This is a genomic window from Pseudoduganella lutea, assembly GCF_004209755.1.
In the GTDB taxonomy this organism is placed as follows: Bacteria; Pseudomonadota; Gammaproteobacteria; order Burkholderiales; family Burkholderiaceae_D; genus Rugamonas; species Rugamonas lutea.
Genome location: NZ_CP035913.1, coordinates 2,741,788 through 2,762,614 on the forward strand (window position 1 = coordinate 2,741,788; position 20,827 = coordinate 2,762,614).

Sequence of the window (20,827 nt, forward strand, 5' to 3'; positions counted from 1 at the left end):
GCTCGTGCTTACCGCTCGGCTACACTAGCAAGATGGGACTCTTTTCCCTCTTCCGTAAAGATAAACCGATCGTCGACGATGACGAGGTCTATGCCCGCCTGGCCGCCGACAGCGCACTACAGCGCCAGGACGCCGCATCGACGCCGCCCGTCGACCTGGACCTGCAGCGCGATATTGCCCGCGCCACCATCCTGAAGATCGATGCGATCGAGGCCGCCATGGCGGCCGACATGTTCGACGAACCGGCATTTCGCCGCCCGCCGCGCCGCGCTGCCGCGCCGGCCGCCACGGATGTGTCCAATGGCCCCGTGACCGAGCTGCTGGACGACGACGAACTCCCGGCCGAAGCGGCCGCCGCTGAACGCGCGCCGGTGGTCGAGGAAGCGGCAATCCTGTATGCCAATGGCCAGCCGGACGAAGCCTGCCAACTGCTGGCCGGCGCCGTGGGCGCGCGCCCTGCAACCGACCGCACCGCCTGGTGGATGCTGTTCGACCTGTATGGCGCGTTGCACCGCCAGGAGGCGTTCGACAGCCTGTCGATCGACTACGCCAGCACGTTTGAAACGTCGCCGCCGCCGTGGAACCCGGTGTTGCCGGACACCATCCATTCCTACAGCGGCTTCGCGCCAACCGTGGCACTCGCCGGCGTGCTGGACGAAAACGCTGCCGCGCAGATCGACCGGATTCGGGTTGCCGCCGACGGCGCCGCCGTGCTGCGGCTGGATTTTTCCCGGGTGACCAGTGTCGAACCCGGTGGCTGCGCGCTGCTGCACGACGCCCTGCGCACGGTGCGGCAACGCGAACTCATGCTGGCAGGCGCGGAAGAGTTGCTGGCGCAAGTGCGTTCCATCATCGACGTGGGCCGGCGCGACGAAGGCGAAGCGCCATGGCTGCTGATGCTGGAACTGCTGCGCCTGCTGAACCGTGAAAAGGCGTTCGAAGAAGCCAGCATGGATTACTGCGTGACGTTCGAGGTATCGCCGCCGTCCTTCACGCCGCCCGGCAAGGTCGCCAGCACGCCGCGGCAAGTGGCGGGCCCGGCAACGGACCGCTACCTGCTGCCCCATGTAATCGAGGGCGATGCCGGCGAAGTGTGGTCCAGCATCCGTGCCCATGCCGAACATGCGTTCGCGCAAGGCACCTCGCTCGTGTTCGACTGCTCGCGACTGGTACGGATCGACTACGCGGCGGCCGGGCACCTGTTCGCGCTGCTCCAGCAGTTGGCCGGCCCCGGCAACCGGATCGATTTCCGCGAGCTGAACCATTTGGTCGCGGCATTGTTCCGGCTGCTGGGTTATGCCGACGTGGCGCGGTTGTTCCCGCACCGTTACTGAATATCCTGCCACAGCACCGCCGAGAATTTATCCTACTTGCAATTTTCTGGTGGAGTCCCCATTTTTGCGGCTGGCGTATTATTTGAGGCAATTATGGAACAATTTCACGGCACTACCATCCTCTCCGTCCGGCGCGGCAACCAGGTTGCCCTGGGTGGCGACGGTCAGGTAACGCTGGGCAATATCGTCATGAAGGGCTCGGCCCGCAAGGTGCGCAAACTGTACCAGGGCAAGGTCCTGTGCGGCTTTGCCGGCGGTACCGCCGATGCCTTCACGCTGCTGGACCGCTTCGAAGCCAAGCTGGAGAAACACCAGGGCAACCTGCTGCGCGCCTCGGTCGAGATGGCCAAGGATTGGCGCACCGACCGCGTGCTGCGCCGGCTCGAAGCGATGCTGCTCGTGGCCGATGCGCAATCCACGCTGATCATCACCGGCAATGGCGACGTGCTGGAGCCGGAAGACGGCATCGGCGCGATCGGTTCCGGCGGCGTCTATGCGCAGTCAGCCGCCAAGGCACTGTTCGAGAATACCGAAATGGCGCCCGCCGAGATCGTGAAAAAATCGCTGACGATCGCGGGCGAACTGTGTATTTACACGAACCTGTCGCACATCATCGAAACGCTGGATTAAGGCAAAAACATGAATATGACCCCGCAGGAAATCGTCGGCGAACTGGACAAGCACGTCGTTGGCCAGGGCAAGGCCAAGAAAGCCGTGGCGATCGCGCTGCGCAACCGCTGGCGCCGGCAGCAGGTCGAGGAACCTCTGCGCCATGAAATCACGCCAAAGAACATCCTGATGATCGGCCCGACCGGTGTCGGCAAGACCGAGATCGCGCGCCGGCTGGCCAAGCTGGCCGATGCCCCGTTCATCAAGGTGGAAGCCACCAAGTTCACGGAGGTGGGTTACGTGGGCCGCGACGTGGACACGATCATCCGCGACCTGATCGACATCGGCATCAAGCAGACGCGCCAGGCCGAGATGATCAAGGTACGCGCCCGTGCCGAGGATGCGGCGGAAGACCGCGTGCTCGACATCCTGCTGCCGCCGCCGCGCGACTTCGGGTTCTCGGCGAGCAACGACGCGCCGGCCGAGAAGGACACCACGCGTCAGACGTTCCGCAAGCGCCTGCGCCAGGGCGAACTCGACGACAAGGAAATCGAGATCGAACTGGCCGAGCAGGGGCCGCAGATGGAAATCATGGCGCCGCCCGGCATGGAAGAGATGACGGAGCAGATCAAGTCGATGTTTGCCGGCGTGGGCGGTAATCGCAAGAAAGCCCGCAAGATCAAGATCCGCGAAGCGATGAAGCTGCTGCTCGATGAGGAAGCCGCCAAGCTCGTCAACGAGGACGAGATGAAGCAGAAGGCAATCCAGAACGTGGAGCAGAACGGCATCGTGTTCCTGGACGAGATCGACAAGATCGCGTCGCGCTCCGAATCGGGTAGTGCCGACGTGTCGCGCGCCGGCGTGCAGCGCGACCTGCTGCCGCTCGTCGAAGGCACCACGGTGAACACGAAGTACGGCATGATCAAGACGGACCACATCCTGTTCATCGCATCGGGCGCCTTCCACCTGGCCAAGCCATCGGACCTGATCCCGGAACTGCAGGGCCGCTTCCCGATCCGCGTGGAACTGGAATCGCTGTCGATCGCCGATTTCGAGCGTATTCTCACCAGTACCGACGCTTGCCTGACACTGCAGTATGCGGCGCTGCTGGCCACGGAAGGCGTGACACTGGAGTTCGCGCCGGACGGCATCACGCGGCTGGCCGAGATTGCGTTCCAGGTCAACGAGCGCACCGAGAACATCGGTGCCCGCCGCCTGTACACGGTGATGGAAAAGCTGCTGGAAGAGATCTCGTTCTCGGCCTCCGATGCGGGCGACAAGCACATTGTCATCGATGCAGACTACGTGAACCAGCGGCTGGAAGCGCTGTCCGTCAACGAAGACCTGTCGCGCTACGTACTGTAACGAGCGTCAATCGAGCAATGGCAAACAAGGCACTGGCAACCCGGCAAAAGATGCGGCTCCGCGTGGAGCCGTCACAGGCTTACACGAAGCCCCGCAACCCGTTCGCCGCGCTGGCAAAGGCGCGCGCGGCGGGACCGCACGAGCGTAGCAAGTCCGCCGAACGCCAGGCCGCCAAGGTGGCCATTGCCAAGGCAAAGCTGAAGCCTGACCCGGACGAATAGCACCGGTACATGAAGCAAAAACTGGGGACGTACCGGATCGCCGGACCGCCCGGTTTCCAGGAAATTTCTTGGAAACCAGGGTACGTCCCCAGTTTTATTGGGAGGTAACGGGTCGCTGCACAGGGCCCGTCTGCACTGGCGCGGGTTGGCCGGGTTGGCCGACGGGCGTACCGGCTGGTGGCGTCACCAGTGGCGTCGGGGATGGCGTGGGTGGCGGCGGCGCGGCGCGGTTCACGGGGGGCAGCGGTGCGGCGGTGGTGGACGACATGCCGCTGTCCGGCAGCAGGTCGAGCCGCTTCTGCACGCCGCCGTCCAGCAGTGTCACGTGGCGCGGCTGCACGTCCTGCACGGTGACGCCGGGCTCCACTTCCTTGCCGACCGGGTAGGCTTTCGGCGTATCGCCGCTCGTGGCGATGATCGCCACGCTGCCCCGGCCGTCGCGGGAGGCCACCACGCCGCGCAATTCATAGGTGCTGGCAGTGGGGGCGGCAGTGGCCTGGCCACCGAACAGCCCCAGTGCAGCGTCGACCGGTGGCGGCGGTGTTTCCTGCACCGGTACCACGGCGATCGGCCGCTGCTGCGGCTTGAACAATTGCAGCCCCCAGTAGGCGGTGGACGCGGTCAGCGCCACCACGGCGGCCAGGGTGGCAAGGGTTGGAAGGTGATGCGGCAAACGGTTCATTGAAACTCCGGATAATTCAGTCGATCAGCGCACCAGCTGGTTGATCTCGATGATTGGCATCAGCACGGCCAGCACGATCAGCAGCACGACCACACCCATGGCCAGGATCAGTGCCGGCTCCAGCAGCCCGGCGATCGTCAGCGTGCGGCGCTCCAGGTCCGCTTCCTGCGCCGCGGCGGCACGCTCCAGCATCGCCGGCAGCTCGCCGGTGATTTCGCCGGCGCGGATCATGTGGATCAGCATCGGCGGAAAGTGCTTTTGCGCCGACAGTGCGCGTGCCAGGCTCACGCCTTCGCGCACCGCGTCGCTGGCCTCTTCCACCAGTTGGCGCATGGCCACGTTCGACAGCGTATCGCGGCTCGTTTCCAGCGCGCGCAGGATCGGCACGCCGGAGCCGGTGGTGATCGCCAGCGTGCTGGCAAAGCGCGACGTGTTCAGGCTGCGCTCGAACTTGCCGTACAGCGGCGCGGTCAGCAGCCATGTGTGCCAGCGCGTCTTCAGCGCGATGTTCTGCAGCGCGCGGCGCCACGCGAACCAGCCGCCGATCAGCAATACCAGCACGACCAGCCCGTAGTTGCGCACGAAGTCCGACACGGCCAGCATGATCACCGTGAGCAGCGGCAGCTTCTGCTTGGTATTGGAGAAGACCGACACGATCTGCGGCACCACGTAGGTGAGCAGGAAGATCACGATCGCGAACGCCACCACCGTGACGATCGCCGGATAGGTGAACGCCAGCCGCACCTTCTGCACGAGCGCGTTGCGGCGCTCGATGTAGTCGGCCAGCCGCGACAGCACCCGCGAGAGCTGGCCGATCTGCTCGCCGGAGGCCACGAGCGCGCGGTAGATTTCGGCGAAGTCGCGCGGATGGCGCTTGAGCACGTCGGACAGTGCGGCGCCGCCGATCACTTCGGAACGGATCGATGCGATCAGGTCGCGCACATACGGGCGCTCGGCCTGTTCCAGCAGCGCGGTGAACGCCTGTTCCAGCGGCAGGCCGGCTTCCAGCAGGCTGGCCATCTGGCGCGTGAACAGCGCCAGCTCCGTCGTCGACAGCTTTTCGCCCAGCCCGCGGCGCGTCGACGCGCCGCTGGCATCGACCTGCGCCACGATGGTATCGACCTTGATCGGTACGAGTCCCTTGGCGCGCAGGTCGGCGCGCGCGGCGCGCGGGCTGTCCGCGTTGACGACGCCTTTCTTCGTGGCGCCGCCCGCGTCGACGGCTTCATAACGGAATGCCGGCATTCAGTTCATCCTCAAGGTGTTCAGCCTGTTCAACCTGTTAATCCTTGGCGACGCGCAGCAGCTCGGCCAGCGTCGTGGTGCCGTTCGCGAGCCAGCGCTCGCCATCGTCGCGCATCGTCGTCATGCCGTCCGCCAGCGCCGTGTCCTTGATCACCGCCTCGGAAGAGCGATCGTGGATCTGCGCGCGGATCCGGTCCGTCGTCTGCAGCAGTTCATAGATGCCCACGCGGCCCTGGTAGCCCGTCTGGCCGCAGGCGTCGCAGCCGACCGCATGCCATTGCTGCCCGTCGAACGATTTGCATTCGCCGCACAGCTTGCGCACGAGCCGCTGCGCCAGCACGCCCAGCAGCGACGACGACAGCAGGAAGGGTTCGATCCCCATGTCCAGCAGGCGCGTGACGGCGGACGCCGAATCGTTGGTGTGCAGGGTTGCCAGTACCAGGTGACCCGTCAGCGATGCCTGCACGGCGATCTGCGCCGTTTCCAGGTCGCGGATCTCGCCGATCATGATCACGTCCGGGTCCTGCCGCAGGATTGCCCGCAGCGCCTTGGCGAACGTCATGTCGATGCGCGCGTTCACCTGCGTCTGTCCCACGCCGGCCAGGTCGTATTCGATCGGGTCTTCAACGGTGAGAATGTTCGTGGTGGTCGAGTTCAACAACGACAGCGCCGCATACAGCGTCGTCGTCTTGCCGGAACCGGTCGGGCCCGTGACCAGCACGATGCCGTGCGGCTGCGCCAGCAAGCCGTTGAACCGGGCCAGCATCGGCTCGCTCATCCCCAAGTGCTGCAAGTCCAGGCGCCCCGCTTCCTTGTCCAGCAGGCGCAGCACGGCGCGTTCGCCGTGACCGGTCGGCAGCGTGGACACGCGCACGTCCACCGGCTTGCCGCCCACGCGCAGGGTGATGCGGCCATCCTGCGGCAGGCGCTTCTCGGCGATGTCCAGCTGCGCCATGATCTTGATCCGCGAGATCAGCGAGCCGTGGATCGCCTTGCGCGGCTTGACGATGTCGCGCAACGCGCCGTCGACACGGAAGCGCACCACGGAAATCTGCTCGAACGGTTCCACGTGGATGTCCGACGCGCCATCGCGCAGCGCCTGCGTCAGCAGCGCGTTGATCATGCGGATCACGGGCGCATCGTCGGAGGATTCCAGCAGGTCTTCGATGGCCGGCACGTCCTGCAGCAGCCGGGTCAGGTCGAGGTCGGCGTCGAATTCGTCCGCCACCTGCGACACGTCGCCGCCGCCGCCCGCGTAAGCCGCGGCGATCGCTTCCTCGAGCTGGGCGCGCGGCACGGGTTTCAGCTGGATGCGGCCGAAGCGGCGCGACACCTCGGCGATCGCGGAAGGCGCGGTGGCGTTCGAGACCAGCACCTCGACCGTGCCATCGCGCTCGCCGCCTTTCGCCAGCACGAGGAAGTCGCGGGCGAAGGCGTAGGGAAGAAGATTATCCATGATGCTGCCTGTTCAGATGGGTGAGCATCACTGCTGCGGCGTTGTTTGCTGCGGCGTTGGCGGCACCGGCTGGGCCGCTCCCGGCGCCCCCGCCGGCACGGGCGCGGCCGGTACGGGTGCCGCCACTGTCGGCGAGCCGACCGGCACGCCATTGTTCAGTACCGGCAGTTGCGGCCCGCCCAGCTGGCGCATCAGGATCGTGTCGCTCGGCTTGAACTCGGCGCCGGACGCGCGCATGTAGTCGTAGCGGTCCGCGGCCAGGCTCATGCTCTGCTCCTTGTTGCGGATGACGACCGGGCGCAGGAATACCATCAGGTTGGTTTTCTTGCGCGCCCGCGTGTTGTACTTGAACAGGTTCCCCAGCACCGGGATATCGCCCAGGCCGCGAATTTTCTCCACGCCGTCGGATGCCGTGTCCTCGATCAGGCCACCGAGCACGATGATCTGGCCATCGTCGGCGATCACGTTGTTCTCGATGACGCGCGTATTGAGCGTGATGCCGGCCGTGGCGGACAGCGACGACTGGTCCACCGACGACGATTCGTTGTAGATCGCCAGCTTGATCGTGCCGCCCTCGGAAATCTGCGGCTTCACCTTCAGCGTCAGGCCCACGTCCTTGCGGTCGATGGTCTGGAACGGGTTGGTATTGGTGCCGGAAGTCGTGGTGAACTGGCCGGTCAGGATCGGCACGTTCTGCCCCACGCGGATGGTGGCCACTTCATTGTCCAGCGTGATCATGTTCGGCGTCGACAGGATGTTGCCGTTGCCGGTCGTTTCCAGCGTGTGCGCCACGGCGCCCAGGCCGAACTTGCCGTCCGCCAGCTGCTTGAAGATGCCGATCGTCAGGCCGTTGCTGGGGGCACTGGCGCCGTTGTACACGTTGACCAGGTTGTTGCCGCCGCTGGAGAACGACTGCAGGCCGCCGATCCGGTAGGTACTGTCGCTGTTGCCGGAAGCGCCCACCCACTGCACGCCGAACTCGGACGCCTTGTCGAGCGACACCTCGACGATCAGCGCCTCGATGTACACCTGGGCGCGGCGCACGTCGAGCTGGTCGATCACGGCGCGCAGGTTGCGGTAGATCGCTTCGGGCGCGGTGATGATCAGCGTGTTGGTCGACGCGTCGGCCTGGATGAAGCCAGCCGAGCCGCCCGCGGTGCCTTGTTGCGTGCCGCTGCGGTTCGATGACAGCAGCGGATTCGTCGGCCCGGCATTCGTCGTCGACGTGCCGGTCTGGCCGATCGTGTTGTTGGCCCCGGTCTGCATCGTGGCCTGGTTGTTCAGCGCATTCCCGGACGTGCCGCCGGTGGCCGGCGCTTCGCCCGACATCACGGCGCGCAGCGTTTCGGCCAGCTGCGTGGCATCGGCGTTCTTCAGGTACACCACGTGCACGTTGCCCGACTGCGAGGTCGGCATGTCCAGCTTGGCGATCAGGGAACGGGCCAGGTTGGCGCGCGCCACCGATGGCGCGCGCAGCACCAGCGAATTGGTGCGCGGATCGGCCAGCACGGACATCTGCCCGCCGCCATCGCCGCCCTTGCCCGGTTCCATCAGCTTGTTGATCATCGAGGCGATGTCGCTGGCGATCGCGTTGCGCACGGGGATCACGTCCATGTCCGCCGAAGCCGGTGTATCCATCGCCGCGATGATCTTCGACAGCCGCTTCAGGTTGTCCGCATAGTCGGTGATCACCAGCGTGTTGTTGCCAGGGTTCGCGTTGATCGTGTTGTTCGTGGAAATCAGCGGTCGCAGCACGCCGACGAGGTTCGCCGCCGATTCATGATTGAGCTGGAAGACCTGGGTGGCTACCTGGTCGCCCTTCGGTGCGACCTGTCCTTTCACGATCGTGGGCGTGGCCTGCAGCTTTGCTTCCGCTTCGGGCACCACCTTCGCAAAGCCGTCGCCACTGACGATCGCGTAGCCCTGCAGACGCAGTGCGGACGTCAGCAGTGCAAAGGCCTGGGACTTGCTGATCGATTTCTCCGATACGAGCGTGATCGTGCCTTTTACGCGAGGATCGATCAGGAACGTGATATTGGTGTAATGCCCTACCGCCTTGATGACGGATTCGATATCGGCACCGACGAAGTTCAGCGCGGCTTCATCCTGCGGCGCCGCCCAGGCCGGCCCCATGGAAGAGGACAGCACGCAGCACAGCAGCGCGCCGGCGGACAGGCGCCGCAGCGCGGGAAGTTGGTATTTGCTTGCAGTTTTCATTATCTGAACTCGAGTGCGATGATGTTTTTGCCGCCGATATTGCGGCGCTGGCCCAGCAGGTTGAGCAGGTTGCCCAGGGTGTCTTCATAGCCGGCGGCCGCTTCGGCCTGGCCGGAAAATTGCAACCGGCCGTTGCGCAGCTGGCCGCTGCCGGTCAGCAGCAGCGGCCCTTTCACGGATGTCAGCGCGACGGCGGCCTGCTGGCCCTTCCAGTCCAGCGCCAGCTGGTAGCTGCCCAATGGCCGGATCGGCGCCAGGCGCGACGACATGTCGCCCATCTGCAGCGTGGTGACGCCGTTGACCAGGAAGGCCTTGTTTTCCAGCGCGAGCGCCAGCGACGTCCACGCCAGTTGCAGCCGGCCGGACAGCGCGAGCGTGTTCAGCGGCGCCCCCAGGCCGGCCAAGCCATCGGCCGGCAACTTCAGCGCGGCAGGGCTCAGTTGCCAGGCGCGCCAGCTGCCCGTGAAGTTGACGGGTTGCGTCAGCGCTTCCGGATTGTCCAGTTCCATGCGCACGCTGCCCAGCAGCGACAGCGGCGACAGCTTCCAGGCGAAGCGCCCCGGCAGCAGCGGCGTCACGGCGCTGTTGCCGCTGGCGGCACCGCCGACGAAGGCCGAGCCGCGCCACAGCGTGCCTTGCGCATCGCCCAGCGTGAGCCGCCCGCCGGTCTGCTTTTCCACCAGCGCGGCCACCCAGCTCGCCGGGAAGAAGACGAGCAGCGTGAAGACCGCGGTGATGGCGATCGCCAGCAGCCACAGGAAGGTGCGCTTCATCGGCTGCCCGCTTCCTGGCGCAGCGTCAGCGTGGCGTCGACGAGGCCCGCGCTGTCTTCCTTGCCGCCCGGCGTGCCGATCTTAGCTTCCTGCACCGCCAGCCGTTCTTCGCGCCGCGCGGCATCGAGCCACGTGACGAGGCCGGCGAACTGCACGCCCTTGAAGTCCACTTTCACGTAGTCGCCGGTCACGGCAAGGTTTTGCGGATCCAGGCCGCGCGCCGCCAGCGTCGCGTTCAGCCGGTCGCGCGACAGCGGCTGCACCTGTGCCGGCGCCTGCGCCCCCAACTGCGCTGCCTGCGCGGCCAGTGCCTGCATCTCCGCCGTTTGCTGGCGCAGTGCCGGCAGTTCCTTGCGCAGCCGTTCACGGCCCGTCAGCGCCGGGTCGACCAGGATCGCATACACCAGCGCCAGGCCGACGACGATGCTGCCGGCCGTGAGAAAGCGGCGTTCCTGTTCCGTGCGTGCGCTCCAGAATCCCGCGGCCGATGCGCGAAGGCCGGCAAGTCCATTTCTTACATCGCTCACGATTTGCCTCCCGCACGCAGTTCCCATGTTCCCGCGCCCGTTTCCGTCAACGTCAATCCCCGTGGCGCCAGTTGCGCCTGCACCTGCACCAGGGCGCCCCCATCCACGCTGCCCGGCTTCAACCGCACGATGAGGGCGCGTTCGCGGTACTCGAGGCCGGCCACGACATCGCGCCGTGGCAGCCCTCCGAGCGCCTCGCCGAATGCGGCGGCAAGCGCCGTGAAGTCATCGCTGCCCATTTCGCCGCTGCCCGCCTTGGCGCGGGCGAGATTCCCGCGCAGCTGCGCGGCCGGATCGAGCACCACCTTTTCATTCGGGTAGGCGGCGCGGAAGATCTGCACCATCGACTGGCGCAATCCTTCGGCCTCGCGTTTCATGCGCAGCCATTCCACGTTCAGCGCCACGATATTGACCAGCACCGCCACCAGCGCCAGCCGCAGCGGCCAGCGCCACTGCTTCCAGGCCTGCGCCCGGGCGCCGCTCGCCGCGCCAAGGCCAGCGGCCAGGTCGAGCTGCACGGCCTTGCTGGCCGCGATGCGGTGCGCCCAGTGATCCTCTTCCAGCGTGATACCCGTGACAGTGGGCAGCAGCGATTCATAGTGCGCGCGCTGGGCAGCCGGCACGTACAGCGTGACGGGTGCCTCGCCGGCCAGGGCGCGCAGCACCTCCAGCGCCGCATCGGGCTGCGCCGGCAAAGCCAGGCCAATCCCTTCGTAAGGGCCGGTACGCAATGTCAGCTCCATGCCGCCTTCGTCGTTGGCGAGCAATGCGGACACGCCGCCGGCTGCCAGCGGCAGGCACAGTTGGGCCGGCAGCGCGGACACGGTGCGAGCGCCCTGCTGCACGAGCGCCTTGACCAGCACATCCAGCCAGGCGCGCTGCACCACCGCCACCGTGCGTTCGCTGCCGCCGGGCTGCGCCGGGCCGAGCGCGAACACGCAGTCGGCCGGATCGCCCAGCAATTGTTCCTCGACGAGGTTGGGGATCGCCGCCTTCAGGCGGCTGCCGGTCAACGGCGGCACGGCAGCGCGCAGCAGCGTCACGTCGGCCGCCGCCAACAGCAGCACCACCTTGCGGCTTGCCGCCACCAGGTCGCCCAGCTTGCCCAGCGCGCCGGCGCCCTGCTGCAGCACGTTGCCGCCGTCGCCCACCTGCGCATAGGCGCAGGCGGCGCCGATGTCGGCCGCGGCGGCGCGGGCCGGGTAGTTTATGTAGAGAGTCGTCAAAACGGTTTGCTTTCCTTAGATTTCCCGGATCCACTTCACAGTGGTCCGCGCTCCCTGGGCCGGCGGCAGCCGATAAATCAGTGCCCACGATTCCATGGCGGCCCGGTCCAGCCTTACTTGGCTCAGCACGAGGAAATAGTTGCTGTGCACGCTGACAATCCCCGGCGGTACCGGGTTCTGCAACATGCCGGTAAATTCACTGATGTCATTGAACGGCTTGCGCTTGCGCGATGCGACCACCGACTGGGCCTGGGACAGCGACATGCCTTCGTCGATGGCGGCAAGCACTTCGGCGGGTGCCGTGTTCACGTTGATCCCGGTCGCTTCAGGCAGCACGACCACGAAGTCACGCAGCCGCTCGACGGCCGCTTGCGGAAAGCCCACGGCGAGCAAATCCTCCACGCGCTGGAATGCCAGCGGTGCATTGCCGTTTCCGGCTTGCCCCGCCACCTTGGACCTCATCGCATACTCTGCCGCGGCCCGCGCGAGGCCGGCATCGAGCTGCAGCACAGTCAGCAGCTGCGCAAAGACCTTCACTTCAGGGTCTATGACCGCCTTGACGCCAGCCAGGTTGGTCAGATTGTAACGCGACTGCGCATCGTAGATCTGCCCCTGCAAGGTGGCATCGTAATCCTCGCCCTCGACCCGCTCGCGCTCCACGTACTGGTCCAGCCGCGTTTCCGCCAGCGGTGTGGCCCACACGCCGTCGGCCCGGGTGAAGTTCGGGTAATCCAGGCCGTCCTGCCGCAGGATCAGCCGCGCCCAGTCGAGCGCGCCACGCAGGATCCAGCGTGTCTGCAGGTGCAGCCGCTGGTTTTCCACGGAACGCACCTGCACCTGCTGCTGCCAGAACAGGCTGGCCACGATCGTGACCGCCAGCGTCGTCAACAGCAGTGCGGTGACGACGGCGACGCCGCGCTGGCGCTGCAGGCCGCGCATCATGTATCCCCCAGCAGCAGCACCTTCACCATCGGATTCGGCTCGCGCATCAATTGCAGCGACATTTCCAGGCCATCCGGCTCGTTCACGGCGCCGCCGGTACTGTTCTGCGGCGCGGTCCAGGCACCGTTCACCCATAGGCGCACGCCCATGCCGGACACGCCGGCATGCAGGGCCACGCCCTGCACCGGGTCGGCGTCGGAGACCGCGGCCTGCCACAGCGCATCAAGCTGCACGAGATCGCGCGTGGCGGCCGATTCGCGCCGTGCCAGCACGCCGTCGCGCAGGCGATAGCTGACCACCACCAGTTGCGTGGGGCCCTGGTCGGGTGCATGGGTGCGCACGAAGATCAGCCGCAGGTTGTCGGCCACCAGGTTTTGCCGCTGCCCGATCACGTCCTTGCGGGCCAGCTGTTCCAGGTCGTTCTGCAATTGCGCGAAGGCGAGCTGGACGCCGCGCGTGTGTTCCATCTGCTGCGTCAGCGAGACGCGCGAACGCAGGATGCTGTCCAGCCCTCGCCAGCCCAGCACGGCCACAATGGCCAGGATGGTGATCGCCACCAGCAGTTCGATGAGAGTGAAACCGCGCTGTTTCATCGTTCCTTCAGCACCAGTTGTACCAGCTTGATGATGCGGCGCTGCGGCCTGGCCGCGTCGTACACGGACACTTCCACGCGCCGCAGCAGCGGGTTCGGCGAGATGATCACTTCTTCCTCGCACTGCAGTTGCAGGTCGCCCTGCGGACACGCGAACGATGTCTTGCCGACCGATGGGAACACCTTGCCCAGGCGGATCTGCACCAGGCGGTTCTCGGCCGACCAGGTGGCCATCATCGTCGTGCGCAGGCCTTCGCTGTTGCGGGTCAGGCTGCCGATCGCCTGCAATGCGGCGACCAGCGCGGTGCCGACGATGAACAGGGCCACGAGCACTTCCAGCAGCGTGAAACCCGCCTGCTTCCCGTTTGCGGAACGCTTCATGTCACTCAACCGTGAAATGGCCGATGCCATCGGCCCGCACCGCGGTGCGCACATCGCCATGGGCCAGCGTGAGCACGAACGGCTTGTCGACCGGCTCGCGGCCGAACACGATGCGCATTGGCGCACCGGGAAGATTGGTGGAGGGATCGAGCAGCAGGGTCATCGGGGTACGCTTGAATTCGCGTTCGCGCAGCATGTCGTCTTGCGGCAGCGTCTTCCATTCGCGCCCTTCGCGCACCAGAAAGCGGTAGCCCTGCGCGCCCGCTTCGAATGCGATCGGCCGGTTGCGCACGATCGCCTCGTCGCGCGCCAGTTGCAGCAGTAAGGCCACGCGCTGTGCCTCCTGTTGCATTGCCTGGCGCCCGCTCGGTGCCACGTTCATCGTGACCAGGCCCAGCGTGAGGCCAATGATGACCAGCACCACCAGCAGCTCGATCAGGGTAAAGCCGCGCTGGCGCATCCTGCGGCCCGGGACTTAGTTTTCCCAGGAGCCGATGTCGGCATCCTCGCCGGTACCGCCCGGCTGGCCGTCGGCGCCGGTCGAGAACACGTCCACCTCGCCCTTGATGCCGGGCGACAGGTACTGGTACTGGAAGCCCCATGGATCCTTCGGCATCTTTTCCAGGTAGCCGCCTTCCTTCCAGCCGTTGGCGGCCGGACCGGACGTGGGCTTCACCAGCAGCGCCTGCAGGCCCTGCTCGGTGGTCGGGTACCGGGTGTTATCAAGTTTATACAGTTTCAACGATTGCATGATCGTGGCGATGTCGACCTTCGCCGCGGCGACCTTCGATTCGCCGGTGCGCGACAGCAGCTTCGGCACCACGAGCGCGGCCAGCACGCCCATGATGACGACGACCACCATGATTTCGATGAGGGTGAAACCACGCGCGCGGCGCGTGAGATGGAGACCTTTTTTCATGAAGCTTCAGGGTGACGATGAAAATGCAGAGTGCGGAAGTATAAGCCTGAATTGCTACACGACGGTGAAAAAGGACGTAAAGAGAAGTTACTGGAGAACCGGTGACAGGCACCATTTTCCAGGAAATGTTCCAGGAAAACCGGTGTCTGTCACCGGTTTTGTCAGCGGTTCCGGCTTTACCGGCTTATTGGCCGCAGACCGGGCAGCCGCCGGCGCGGCCCACGCCGATGCTGCTCCACTCCATGCGCAGGCCGTCGAGCAGCAGCAGCCGGCCGGCCAGCGAGGTGCCGATGCCCATCACGATCTTCAATGCCTCGGCCGCCTGCATCGCACCGACGACACCCACCAGCGGCGCGAACACGCCCATCGTCGAACACGCCACGTCCTCGAAGGCCTGGTCCTGCGGGAACAGGCACGAGTAGCATGGCGCACCGTCGTGGCGCGGATCGAAGACGCTGACCTGGCCGTCGAAGCGGATCACGGCGCCGGAAACGAGCGGCACGCGCGCTGCCACGCAGGCGCGGTTGACCGCGTGGCGGGTCGCGAAGTTGTCGGTGCAGTCGAGGACCACGTCGCTTGCCGCCGCCAGTTCGGCAAGGCGGGCATCGTCGACGCGTTCGACCAGCGCGGTCACCTGCACGTCCGGGTTGATCGCGGCAACCGACTCCCGCGCCGACAGCGCCTTGGGTTGGCCGACGCGGGCTGTGGTATGGGCGATCTGGCGCTGCAGGTTCGTGAGATCGACATCGTCGTCGTCGACGATGGTCAGGTGGCCGACACCGGCCGAGGCAAGATACAGCACCGCCGGCGAACCGAGGCCGCCGGCACCGATGACGAGCACGCGTGCGGACAAAAGTTTCTGCTGCCCCTCGATGCCGATCTCGTCGAGGAGGATATGCCGCGAATAGCGCAGCAGCTGCTGGTCGTTCATGCCTTCGCTCATGTGCTCGTTCATGTGCTTACTTCACCTGCGAGGGCGGCGCCTTTTTATCTTCCGGCTTGACCACGTCCGTCTTCGTCTCCGGCTTGACGAGGATTTCCCCGGCGCGTTTTTCCGCCGGCGTATCGGCCTTGGCCAGCTTTACCGGCAAGCCCTTGAAGTGGTTCAGCGCCTGGGCCAGCTGGAAATCGTCCTTGCTGCCGAATTCGACGGGCTTCTGGCTTTTCGCCAGTGCCAGGATGCGCTGCTCTTCTTCCAGCTCGTCATGGCGCACCGGGCGGCTTTCCTTGTCGTCGCCGGACAGGTGTTTTTCCAGGTCGGCTTCGCGCAGGCGCAGGCTGTTCAAGCCGTCGCCTTCGGGTGTTTCATCCACGTGCACGTCCGGTTCGATGCCCTTGGCCTGGATCGCCCGGCCTTTCGGCGTGTAGTAGCGCGCGGTCGTCAGCTTGACGGCCGTATCGGCGGTCAACTGGCGCAGGGTCTGCACCGAGCCCTTGCCGAACGTGGTGCTGCCCATCACGATGGCGCGCTTGTAATCCTGCAGCGCACCGGCCACGATCTCGGAAGCGGAAGCCGAGCCGGCATTGACGAGCACCACCAGCGGCACCGTCTTCACGGCCGCGGGCAGCTTCGCCAGCGGATCGCCCGGGTGGCGACCGGCATAGTATTCCGGCCGCGCGTAGAACGTCTGCTTGGAATCGGCCAGCTGGCCATTGGTGGAAACGACCACGGAATCCTTCGGCAGGAACGCGGCCGATACGCCGATCGCGCCCGGCACCACGCCGCCCGGGTCGTTGCGCAGGTCGAGCACGATGCCCTTGATGTCCGGGTTTTTCTCGTACAGGCTTGACAGCTTCTTGACCATCTCGTCAAGCGTGGGTTCCTGGAACTGCGAGATGCGCAGCCACACGTAGCCCGGTTCCACCACCTTCGCCTTCACGCTCTGCACGCGGATCTCCTCGCGCACGATCGGCACGATGAGCGGCTTGTCGTCGCCCTTGCGCGAAATCGTCAGCACGACCTTGGTGCGCGGCTCGCCGCGCATCTTCTTGATCGACTCATCCAGCGACAGGCCTTTCAATGGCACGTTGTCGATGCGGGTGATCAGGTCGCCGGAGCGGATACCGGCCTTGAACGCGGGCGTATCCTCGATCGGCGATACCACCTTCACGTAGCCATCCTCGGTGGAGACTTCGATGCCGATGCCGACGAACTTGCCCTGCACCGACTCGCGCATTTCGCGGAATGCCTTTTCATCCAGGTACACCGAGTGCGGATCGAGCGACGACACCATGCCGGCGATCGCTTCCTGCAACAGCTTCTTGTCGTCGACGTTTTCCACGTAATCGGTCTTGATCAGGCCGAACACGTCCGACAACTGGCGCAGCTCTTCCAGCGGCAACGGGGCGTCGATCCGCTGGGCGAGCGCGGAAAAGTTCATGGAGGCGGCAACGCCGGCCACCATGCCCAGGCCGATCAGGCCAATACTCTTGAGTTTCTTACCCATTGATTTCCACTGAGGATGTTCCACTGAGGTGCGACGGCGAGGCGGCGGTATCAGGTGCCAGGTGCCAGGTGCCAGGGGCGCTTCCCTGGCACCCCGCCCGGAAAGGGCGCCTGTCACCGGGTTTGTCCGAAGTTTTGTCAGAACTTTTGCCAGAACCTTGGTTAAAACTTCACCCACCCGGCAGGGTCGAACGCCCGGCCCTGGTGGCGCAGCTCGAAGTATAAACCCGATTCCTCGTTGCCACCGCTGTTGCCGGCGGCGGCGATGACGTCGCCGCCCTTGACCACGTCGCCCACACGCTTGAGCAGCGACTGGTTATTGCCGTAGATGCTCATGTACTGGCCGCCATGGTCGACGATGATCAGGTTGCCGAAACCGCGCAACCAATCGGCAAACACGACGCGGCCCTGGGCGACGCTGCGGATTTCCGCGCCTTCGCCGGCCAGGATGAAGACCCCCTTCCAGCTCGGACCGTCGCCCCGCTTGCTGCCGAAGCGCGCGGCCACGCGGCCCCCTACCGGGGCGCGCATCTGCCCTTTCAGGCTGGCGAACGCCCCCGCCGGTGCCGCTGGCGCCAGTGCGACCTCGGACGGTCGTGCGGCGGCTTCCTCGCGCGGTTCCGGCTTCACGGGCTCGCGCTGCGCGATCTTCGGTTCCGGTTTCGGTTCGGGCTTTTGCACGACCTTCGGTTCCCTGTCCTGTGCGTCCTTTTGCGCCTGGCGCTGTTCCCGGCTTTCCCGCGCCAGCCGCTCGCGCTCGGCCTTGGCCTTTGCCGCGGCGAGCGCCCGTGCTTCCGCTTCGGCCTTGGCTTTCGCCGCACGCTGCGCCGCCAGCCGTTCCTGGCGGGCCTTTTCGGCCGCGGCAGCGCGCGCCTGTTCCTCGATCAGCTTGTTCAGCCGGGTCACCAGTGCGCCCATGCGCTGTTCGTCGCGCTCGATGCGGCCCACTTCCTTGCGCTGCGTATCGAGTTTCTGCGACAGGCTGGCCACCAGCGCGGCGTGCTTCGTCTTCTGTTGTTCCAGCAGCGCTTTCTGCTGGCGTTCCTCGTCGGCGATCTCCACCAGCTCGTCGCGGGCGTTCTGCGCCTCGGCCTGGTTGGTTTCCACCGCCGCGAGGTTGGTGCGCAGCGATTCGATCAGCGCGGCCTGGGCCTGCGACACGTAGGACATCAGTTGCAGGTCGCGGTTGATGCGGTTCGGGTTGTCGCCCGAAAGCAGTAGCTTGATCCGGTCTTCGTTGCCGGCCACGTACTGCTCGCGCAACAGCTTCGCCAGCTGTCCTTTCTGGCTGGCGATGGTGCCGGCCAGCCGCTCGCGTTCGGTGGACAGCTCGGTAATCTTCGCCGTGGTGGCTTCGGTTTCGGCCGCCAGTTCGCGCAACTGGCGGTTGGCATTCGAGATCGCCTGTTCGGATTCGGCCAGCGTGTCGGCGGCATCCTCGCGCGCGCTTTCGGTCTGGCCGATATCGCGCTTCAGGGCATTGAGTTTTTGCTGCAGTGCGGCGCGCTCCACCTCGGCGGCGGCCTTCTGCTTGCTGCGGTTGGTCTGTTTGGCTGCGGCGAGGGCATCGCCCCCGCCGAAGGCCAGCGCCGCGGCTACGCCCAGCGCGGCAAACAAAGCGCGGGCGCGCTGCGAACGGTTGAGTGACATCGAACGTTACTTGGCCTTGCCCTGGTTGGCCACGGCTGCCTGCGCGGCGGCGATCGCGGCGGGGTCGCCCAGGTAGTAGTGGCGGATCGGCTTCAGGTCGGCATCCAGTTCATACACAAGCGGCTGGCCGTTCGGGATGTTCAGGCCAACGATTTCCTCGTCGCTGATATTGTCCAGCATCTTGATCAGCGCGCGCAGGCTGTTGCCATGGGCCGAGATCAGGATCTTGCGGCCAGCCTTGATGGCGGGAGCGATTTCCTCGTTCCAGGCCGGCAACACGCGCGCCACCGTGTCCTTCAGGCATTCGGTCAGCGGGATCTGTTCCTTTGCCAGGCCGGCATAGCGCGGATCGTTGAAGGATGCGCGGTCGTCGCCCTCTTCCAGCGCGGGTGGCGGAATGTCATAGCTGCGGCGCCAGACCAATACCTGCTTGTCGCCGAACTTGGCGGCCGTTTCACCCTTGTCCAGTCCCTGCAGGGCGCCGTAGTGGCGCTCGTTCAGGCGCCAGTCGTTCTTGACCGGCAGGTACATCAGGTCCATTTCATCGAGCGTCAGCCACAGCGTGCGGATGGCGCGCTTCAGCACGGAGGTGTAGCACAGGTCGAACGTATAGCCTTCGTTCTTCAGTACTTCGCCGGCGGCCTTCGCTTCCTTCACGCCTTTTTCGGTCAGGTCCACGTCGGTCCAGCCGGTGAAACGGTTCTCGAGATTCCACGTGGACTCGCCATGACGCATGAAAACAATTTTATACATAGGGCAATCTTCTTCTGGGGGGATGGGGAAATCGTCGGCCGGAGCCGTTGTTCGTCTTCTATTTTATAATGCGCGGATTGACTTCAACCATTGGAAGCTAAGTGAAATTCATCCTCGACCATATCTTTCTCGTTGGCATTGCCGTGTTGTCGGGTGGCGCCTTGCTGTGGCCAGCGCTGACGCAACGGGGCAAAAAAGCGAGCCCGCAACAGGTTACGCTGTTGATAAACCGGTCCAAGGCCACCATTGTGGACGTACGCGATGCCGCGGCCTTCGGCGCGGGCCACCTGCCGGATGCACGGAATATTCCGCTGGGCGAACTGGCCAAGCGCAGTGGCGAGCTGGAAAAATTCAAGAACAGGACGGCCGTGGTCGTCTGCCAAAAAGGGACGCGGGCCAGTGGTGCCGCAAAGATTCTGGAAAAGGCGGGGTTCGCCGATGTGGTCGTCCTGGACGGCGGCATCGAAGCGTGGAAAACCCAGGGTTTGCCAATCACCAAATAAAGGAAGGATACCGCCATGACCGCTCAAGTAACCATGTACACCACCGCCATCTGCCCTTATTGCATTCGCGCCGAGCGGCTGCTGGAAAGCAAGGGCATCAAGAATATCGACAAGATCCGTGTCGACCTCGATCCGGCCCAGCGCCAGGTGATGATGCAGAAAACCGGGCGGCGCACGGTGCCGCAGATTTATGTCGGCGACACCCACGTTGGCGGCTTCGACGATCTGTATGCGCTGGACCAGGCCGGCCGCCTGGATCCGCTACTGAATGGCTAGTTTAAGAAAATGACGGCGCTGGGCAAAAAAAGGCTGGCAGGCATATTTGTTTTGCTACAATTGCCCACGCGTTTGATCCAGGCCATCCTGGGCGGGCGACATAATCATCTGTCCAATTCAATGAAAGCGTTCCATGTCTGACGAAAACCTGCAACCCGTATTCCAAATCCAACGCGTCTACCTGAAAGACATGTCGCTGGAACAGCCGAATTCCCCAGGCATCTTCCTGGAACAGCAAGCCCCGTCGATCGAAGTGGCCCTGGATGTCGGCGCCGTACCCCTGCAGGAAGGCATCTTCGAATCCACGGTGACGATCACCGTGACCGCCAAGGTGGCCGACAAGGTGGCGTTCCTGGTAGAAGGCAAGCAGGCAGGCATTTTCGAAGCACGCAATATCCCGGCCGAACAGCTCGATCCGCTGCTGGGCATCGGCTGCCCGAACATCGTGTACCCGTATCTGCGCGCCAACATCGCCGACCTGATCACCCGCGCCGGCTTCCCGCCAGTGCACCTGGCCGAGATCAACTTCGAAGTGTTCTACCAGCAGCGCCTGCAGGCAATCGCCGAACAGCAAGCCAAGGCTGGCGAAGGCACGAACACCGTTCAGTAATCCGGCTGAACAGGAGCGGCCGGGATGATTTCCCGCCGCCGCTTCCCCGTAAATCAAAGGCCCATCGTGGCCTTTGATCATTTTGGACGAAAGTTTTTTG

At 65.1% G+C, this 20,827-nt stretch carries 23 protein-coding genes; 7 read left to right on the forward strand and 16 right to left on the reverse strand.

The features are described 5' to 3' along the window. Positions 1-32 precede the first annotated feature (32 nt). From EWM63_RS11455 to EWM63_RS11470, 4 genes are all read left to right on the forward strand, one after another. Positions 33-1,334: an STAS domain-containing protein gene (locus tag EWM63_RS11455; RefSeq protein ID WP_130186631.1), complete on the forward strand. Its 1,302-nt coding sequence runs from the start codon at positions 33-35 to the stop codon at positions 1,332-1,334. A 93-nt stretch (positions 1,335-1,427) separates the two neighbouring features. After that, positions 1,428-1,964: an ATP-dependent protease subunit HslV gene (gene hslV, locus EWM63_RS11460; protein ID WP_130186632.1), complete on the forward strand. Its 537-nt coding sequence runs from the start codon at positions 1,428-1,430 to the stop codon at positions 1,962-1,964. 9 nt (positions 1,965-1,973) lie between these two features. Next, entirely contained in the window at positions 1,974-3,308 is a 1,335-nt protein-coding gene (hslU, locus tag EWM63_RS11465) for an ATP-dependent protease ATPase subunit HslU (RefSeq protein WP_130186633.1), read from the forward strand. Between the two features lie 17 nt (positions 3,309-3,325). Next, positions 3,326-3,529: a hypothetical protein gene (locus EWM63_RS11470; RefSeq protein ID WP_130186634.1), complete on the forward strand. Its 204-nt coding sequence runs from the start codon at positions 3,326-3,328 to the stop codon at positions 3,527-3,529. A 94-nt stretch (positions 3,530-3,623) separates the two neighbouring features. On the opposite strand, the gene EWM63_RS11475 is transcribed toward EWM63_RS11470, so the two are convergent. The 16 genes from EWM63_RS11475 to gpmA all read right to left on the reverse strand — a co-directional run bounded on the left by EWM63_RS11475 (position 3,624) and on the right by gpmA (position 19,338). Next, positions 3,624-4,211 carry a type II secretion system protein N gene (locus EWM63_RS11475; RefSeq protein ID WP_130186635.1) on the reverse strand — a complete coding sequence of 196 codons (588 nt, stop codon included), beginning with the start codon at positions 4,209-4,211 and terminating at the stop codon, positions 3,624-3,626. A 24-nt stretch (positions 4,212-4,235) separates the two neighbouring features. Beyond that, entirely contained in the window at positions 4,236-5,456 is a 1,221-nt protein-coding gene (gspF, locus tag EWM63_RS11480; protein WP_130186636.1) for a type II secretion system inner membrane protein GspF, read from the reverse strand. 37 nt (positions 5,457-5,493) lie between these two features. Then, positions 5,494-6,912, reverse strand: a complete 1,419-nt coding sequence (gene gspE / locus EWM63_RS11485; protein WP_130186637.1) for a type II secretion system ATPase GspE — start codon at positions 6,910-6,912, stop codon at positions 5,494-5,496. A gap of 27 nt (positions 6,913-6,939) precedes the next feature. After that, complete coding sequence (gspD, locus tag EWM63_RS11490; protein WP_130186638.1) at positions 6,940-9,129, reverse strand: type II secretion system secretin GspD; 2,190 nt, start codon at positions 9,127-9,129, stop codon at positions 6,940-6,942. Then, positions 9,129-9,902 carry a type II secretion system protein N gene (gene gspN, locus EWM63_RS11495; RefSeq protein WP_130186639.1) on the reverse strand — a complete coding sequence of 258 codons (774 nt, stop codon included), beginning with the start codon at positions 9,900-9,902 and terminating at the stop codon, positions 9,129-9,131. The genes gspD and gspN overlap by 1 nt, the downstream gene beginning before the upstream one ends. Then, entirely contained in the window at positions 9,899-10,429 is a 531-nt protein-coding gene (locus tag EWM63_RS11500) for a type II secretion system protein M (protein WP_229487858.1), read from the reverse strand. The genes gspN and EWM63_RS11500 overlap by 4 nt, the downstream gene beginning before the upstream one ends. Next, a complete protein-coding gene (gspL, locus tag EWM63_RS11505) occupies positions 10,426-11,655 on the reverse strand; it encodes a type II secretion system protein GspL (RefSeq protein ID WP_130186641.1) in 1,230 nt (409 codons plus the stop codon). The genes EWM63_RS11500 and gspL overlap by 4 nt, the downstream gene beginning before the upstream one ends. A 15-nt stretch (positions 11,656-11,670) precedes the next feature. Next, positions 11,671-12,597, reverse strand: coding sequence for a type II secretion system minor pseudopilin GspK (gene gspK / locus EWM63_RS11510; protein WP_307720851.1), 927 nt, complete (start codon positions 12,595-12,597; stop codon positions 11,671-11,673). Next, positions 12,594-13,190, reverse strand: coding sequence for a prepilin-type N-terminal cleavage/methylation domain-containing protein (locus tag EWM63_RS11515; RefSeq protein WP_130186642.1), 597 nt, complete (start codon positions 13,188-13,190; stop codon positions 12,594-12,596). Before EWM63_RS11515 ends, gspK begins: the two co-directional genes overlap by 4 nt. Beyond that, positions 13,187-13,570 (reverse strand): type II secretion system minor pseudopilin GspI, encoded by a 384-nt coding sequence (gspI, locus tag EWM63_RS11520; protein WP_130186643.1) that lies wholly within the window; start codon positions 13,568-13,570, stop codon positions 13,187-13,189. The genes EWM63_RS11515 and gspI overlap by 4 nt, the downstream gene beginning before the upstream one ends. 1 nt (position 13,571) lies before the next feature. Further along, positions 13,572-14,030 (reverse strand): type II secretion system minor pseudopilin GspH, encoded by a 459-nt coding sequence (gspH, locus tag EWM63_RS11525; protein ID WP_130186644.1) that lies wholly within the window; start codon positions 14,028-14,030, stop codon positions 13,572-13,574. A 15-nt stretch (positions 14,031-14,045) separates the two neighbouring features. Then, positions 14,046-14,489, reverse strand: a complete 444-nt coding sequence (gene gspG / locus EWM63_RS11530) for a type II secretion system major pseudopilin GspG (protein ID WP_130186645.1) — start codon at positions 14,487-14,489, stop codon at positions 14,046-14,048. Positions 14,490-14,673: 184 nt separating this feature from the next. Beyond that, positions 14,674-15,420 (reverse strand): HesA/MoeB/ThiF family protein, encoded by a 747-nt coding sequence (locus tag EWM63_RS11535; RefSeq protein ID WP_130190328.1) that lies wholly within the window; start codon positions 15,418-15,420, stop codon positions 14,674-14,676. 28 nt (positions 15,421-15,448) lie between these two features. Next, positions 15,449-16,936: a S41 family peptidase gene (locus EWM63_RS11540; RefSeq protein ID WP_130186646.1), complete on the reverse strand. Its 1,488-nt coding sequence runs from the start codon at positions 16,934-16,936 to the stop codon at positions 15,449-15,451. A 161-nt stretch (positions 16,937-17,097) separates the two neighbouring features. Next, positions 17,098-18,585 carry a murein hydrolase activator EnvC family protein gene (locus EWM63_RS11545; protein ID WP_130186647.1) on the reverse strand — a complete coding sequence of 496 codons (1,488 nt, stop codon included), beginning with the start codon at positions 18,583-18,585 and terminating at the stop codon, positions 17,098-17,100. 6 nt (positions 18,586-18,591) lie between these two features. Then, positions 18,592-19,338: a 2,3-diphosphoglycerate-dependent phosphoglycerate mutase gene (gpmA, locus tag EWM63_RS11550; RefSeq protein WP_130186648.1), complete on the reverse strand. Its 747-nt coding sequence runs from the start codon at positions 19,336-19,338 to the stop codon at positions 18,592-18,594. A gap of 101 nt (positions 19,339-19,439) precedes the next feature. Between gpmA and EWM63_RS11555 the strand changes: the two genes are divergently transcribed. The 3 genes from EWM63_RS11555 to secB all read left to right on the forward strand — a co-directional run bounded on the left by EWM63_RS11555 (position 19,440) and on the right by secB (position 20,727). After that, on the forward strand, positions 19,440-19,841 hold the full coding sequence (locus tag EWM63_RS11555; RefSeq protein WP_130186649.1) for a rhodanese-like domain-containing protein: 402 nt from the start codon (positions 19,440-19,442) through the stop codon (positions 19,839-19,841). A 15-nt stretch (positions 19,842-19,856) separates the two neighbouring features. Next, positions 19,857-20,117 carry a glutaredoxin 3 gene (grxC, locus tag EWM63_RS11560; RefSeq protein ID WP_130186650.1) on the forward strand — a complete coding sequence of 87 codons (261 nt, stop codon included), beginning with the start codon at positions 19,857-19,859 and terminating at the stop codon, positions 20,115-20,117. 133 nt (positions 20,118-20,250) lie between these two features. After that, the gene (secB, locus tag EWM63_RS11565) at positions 20,251-20,727 is read left to right on the forward strand and encodes a protein-export chaperone SecB (RefSeq protein ID WP_130186651.1); all 477 of its coding nucleotides are present in this window, start codon (positions 20,251-20,253) and stop codon (positions 20,725-20,727) included. The last annotated feature ends 100 nt before the right edge of the window (positions 20,728-20,827 follow it).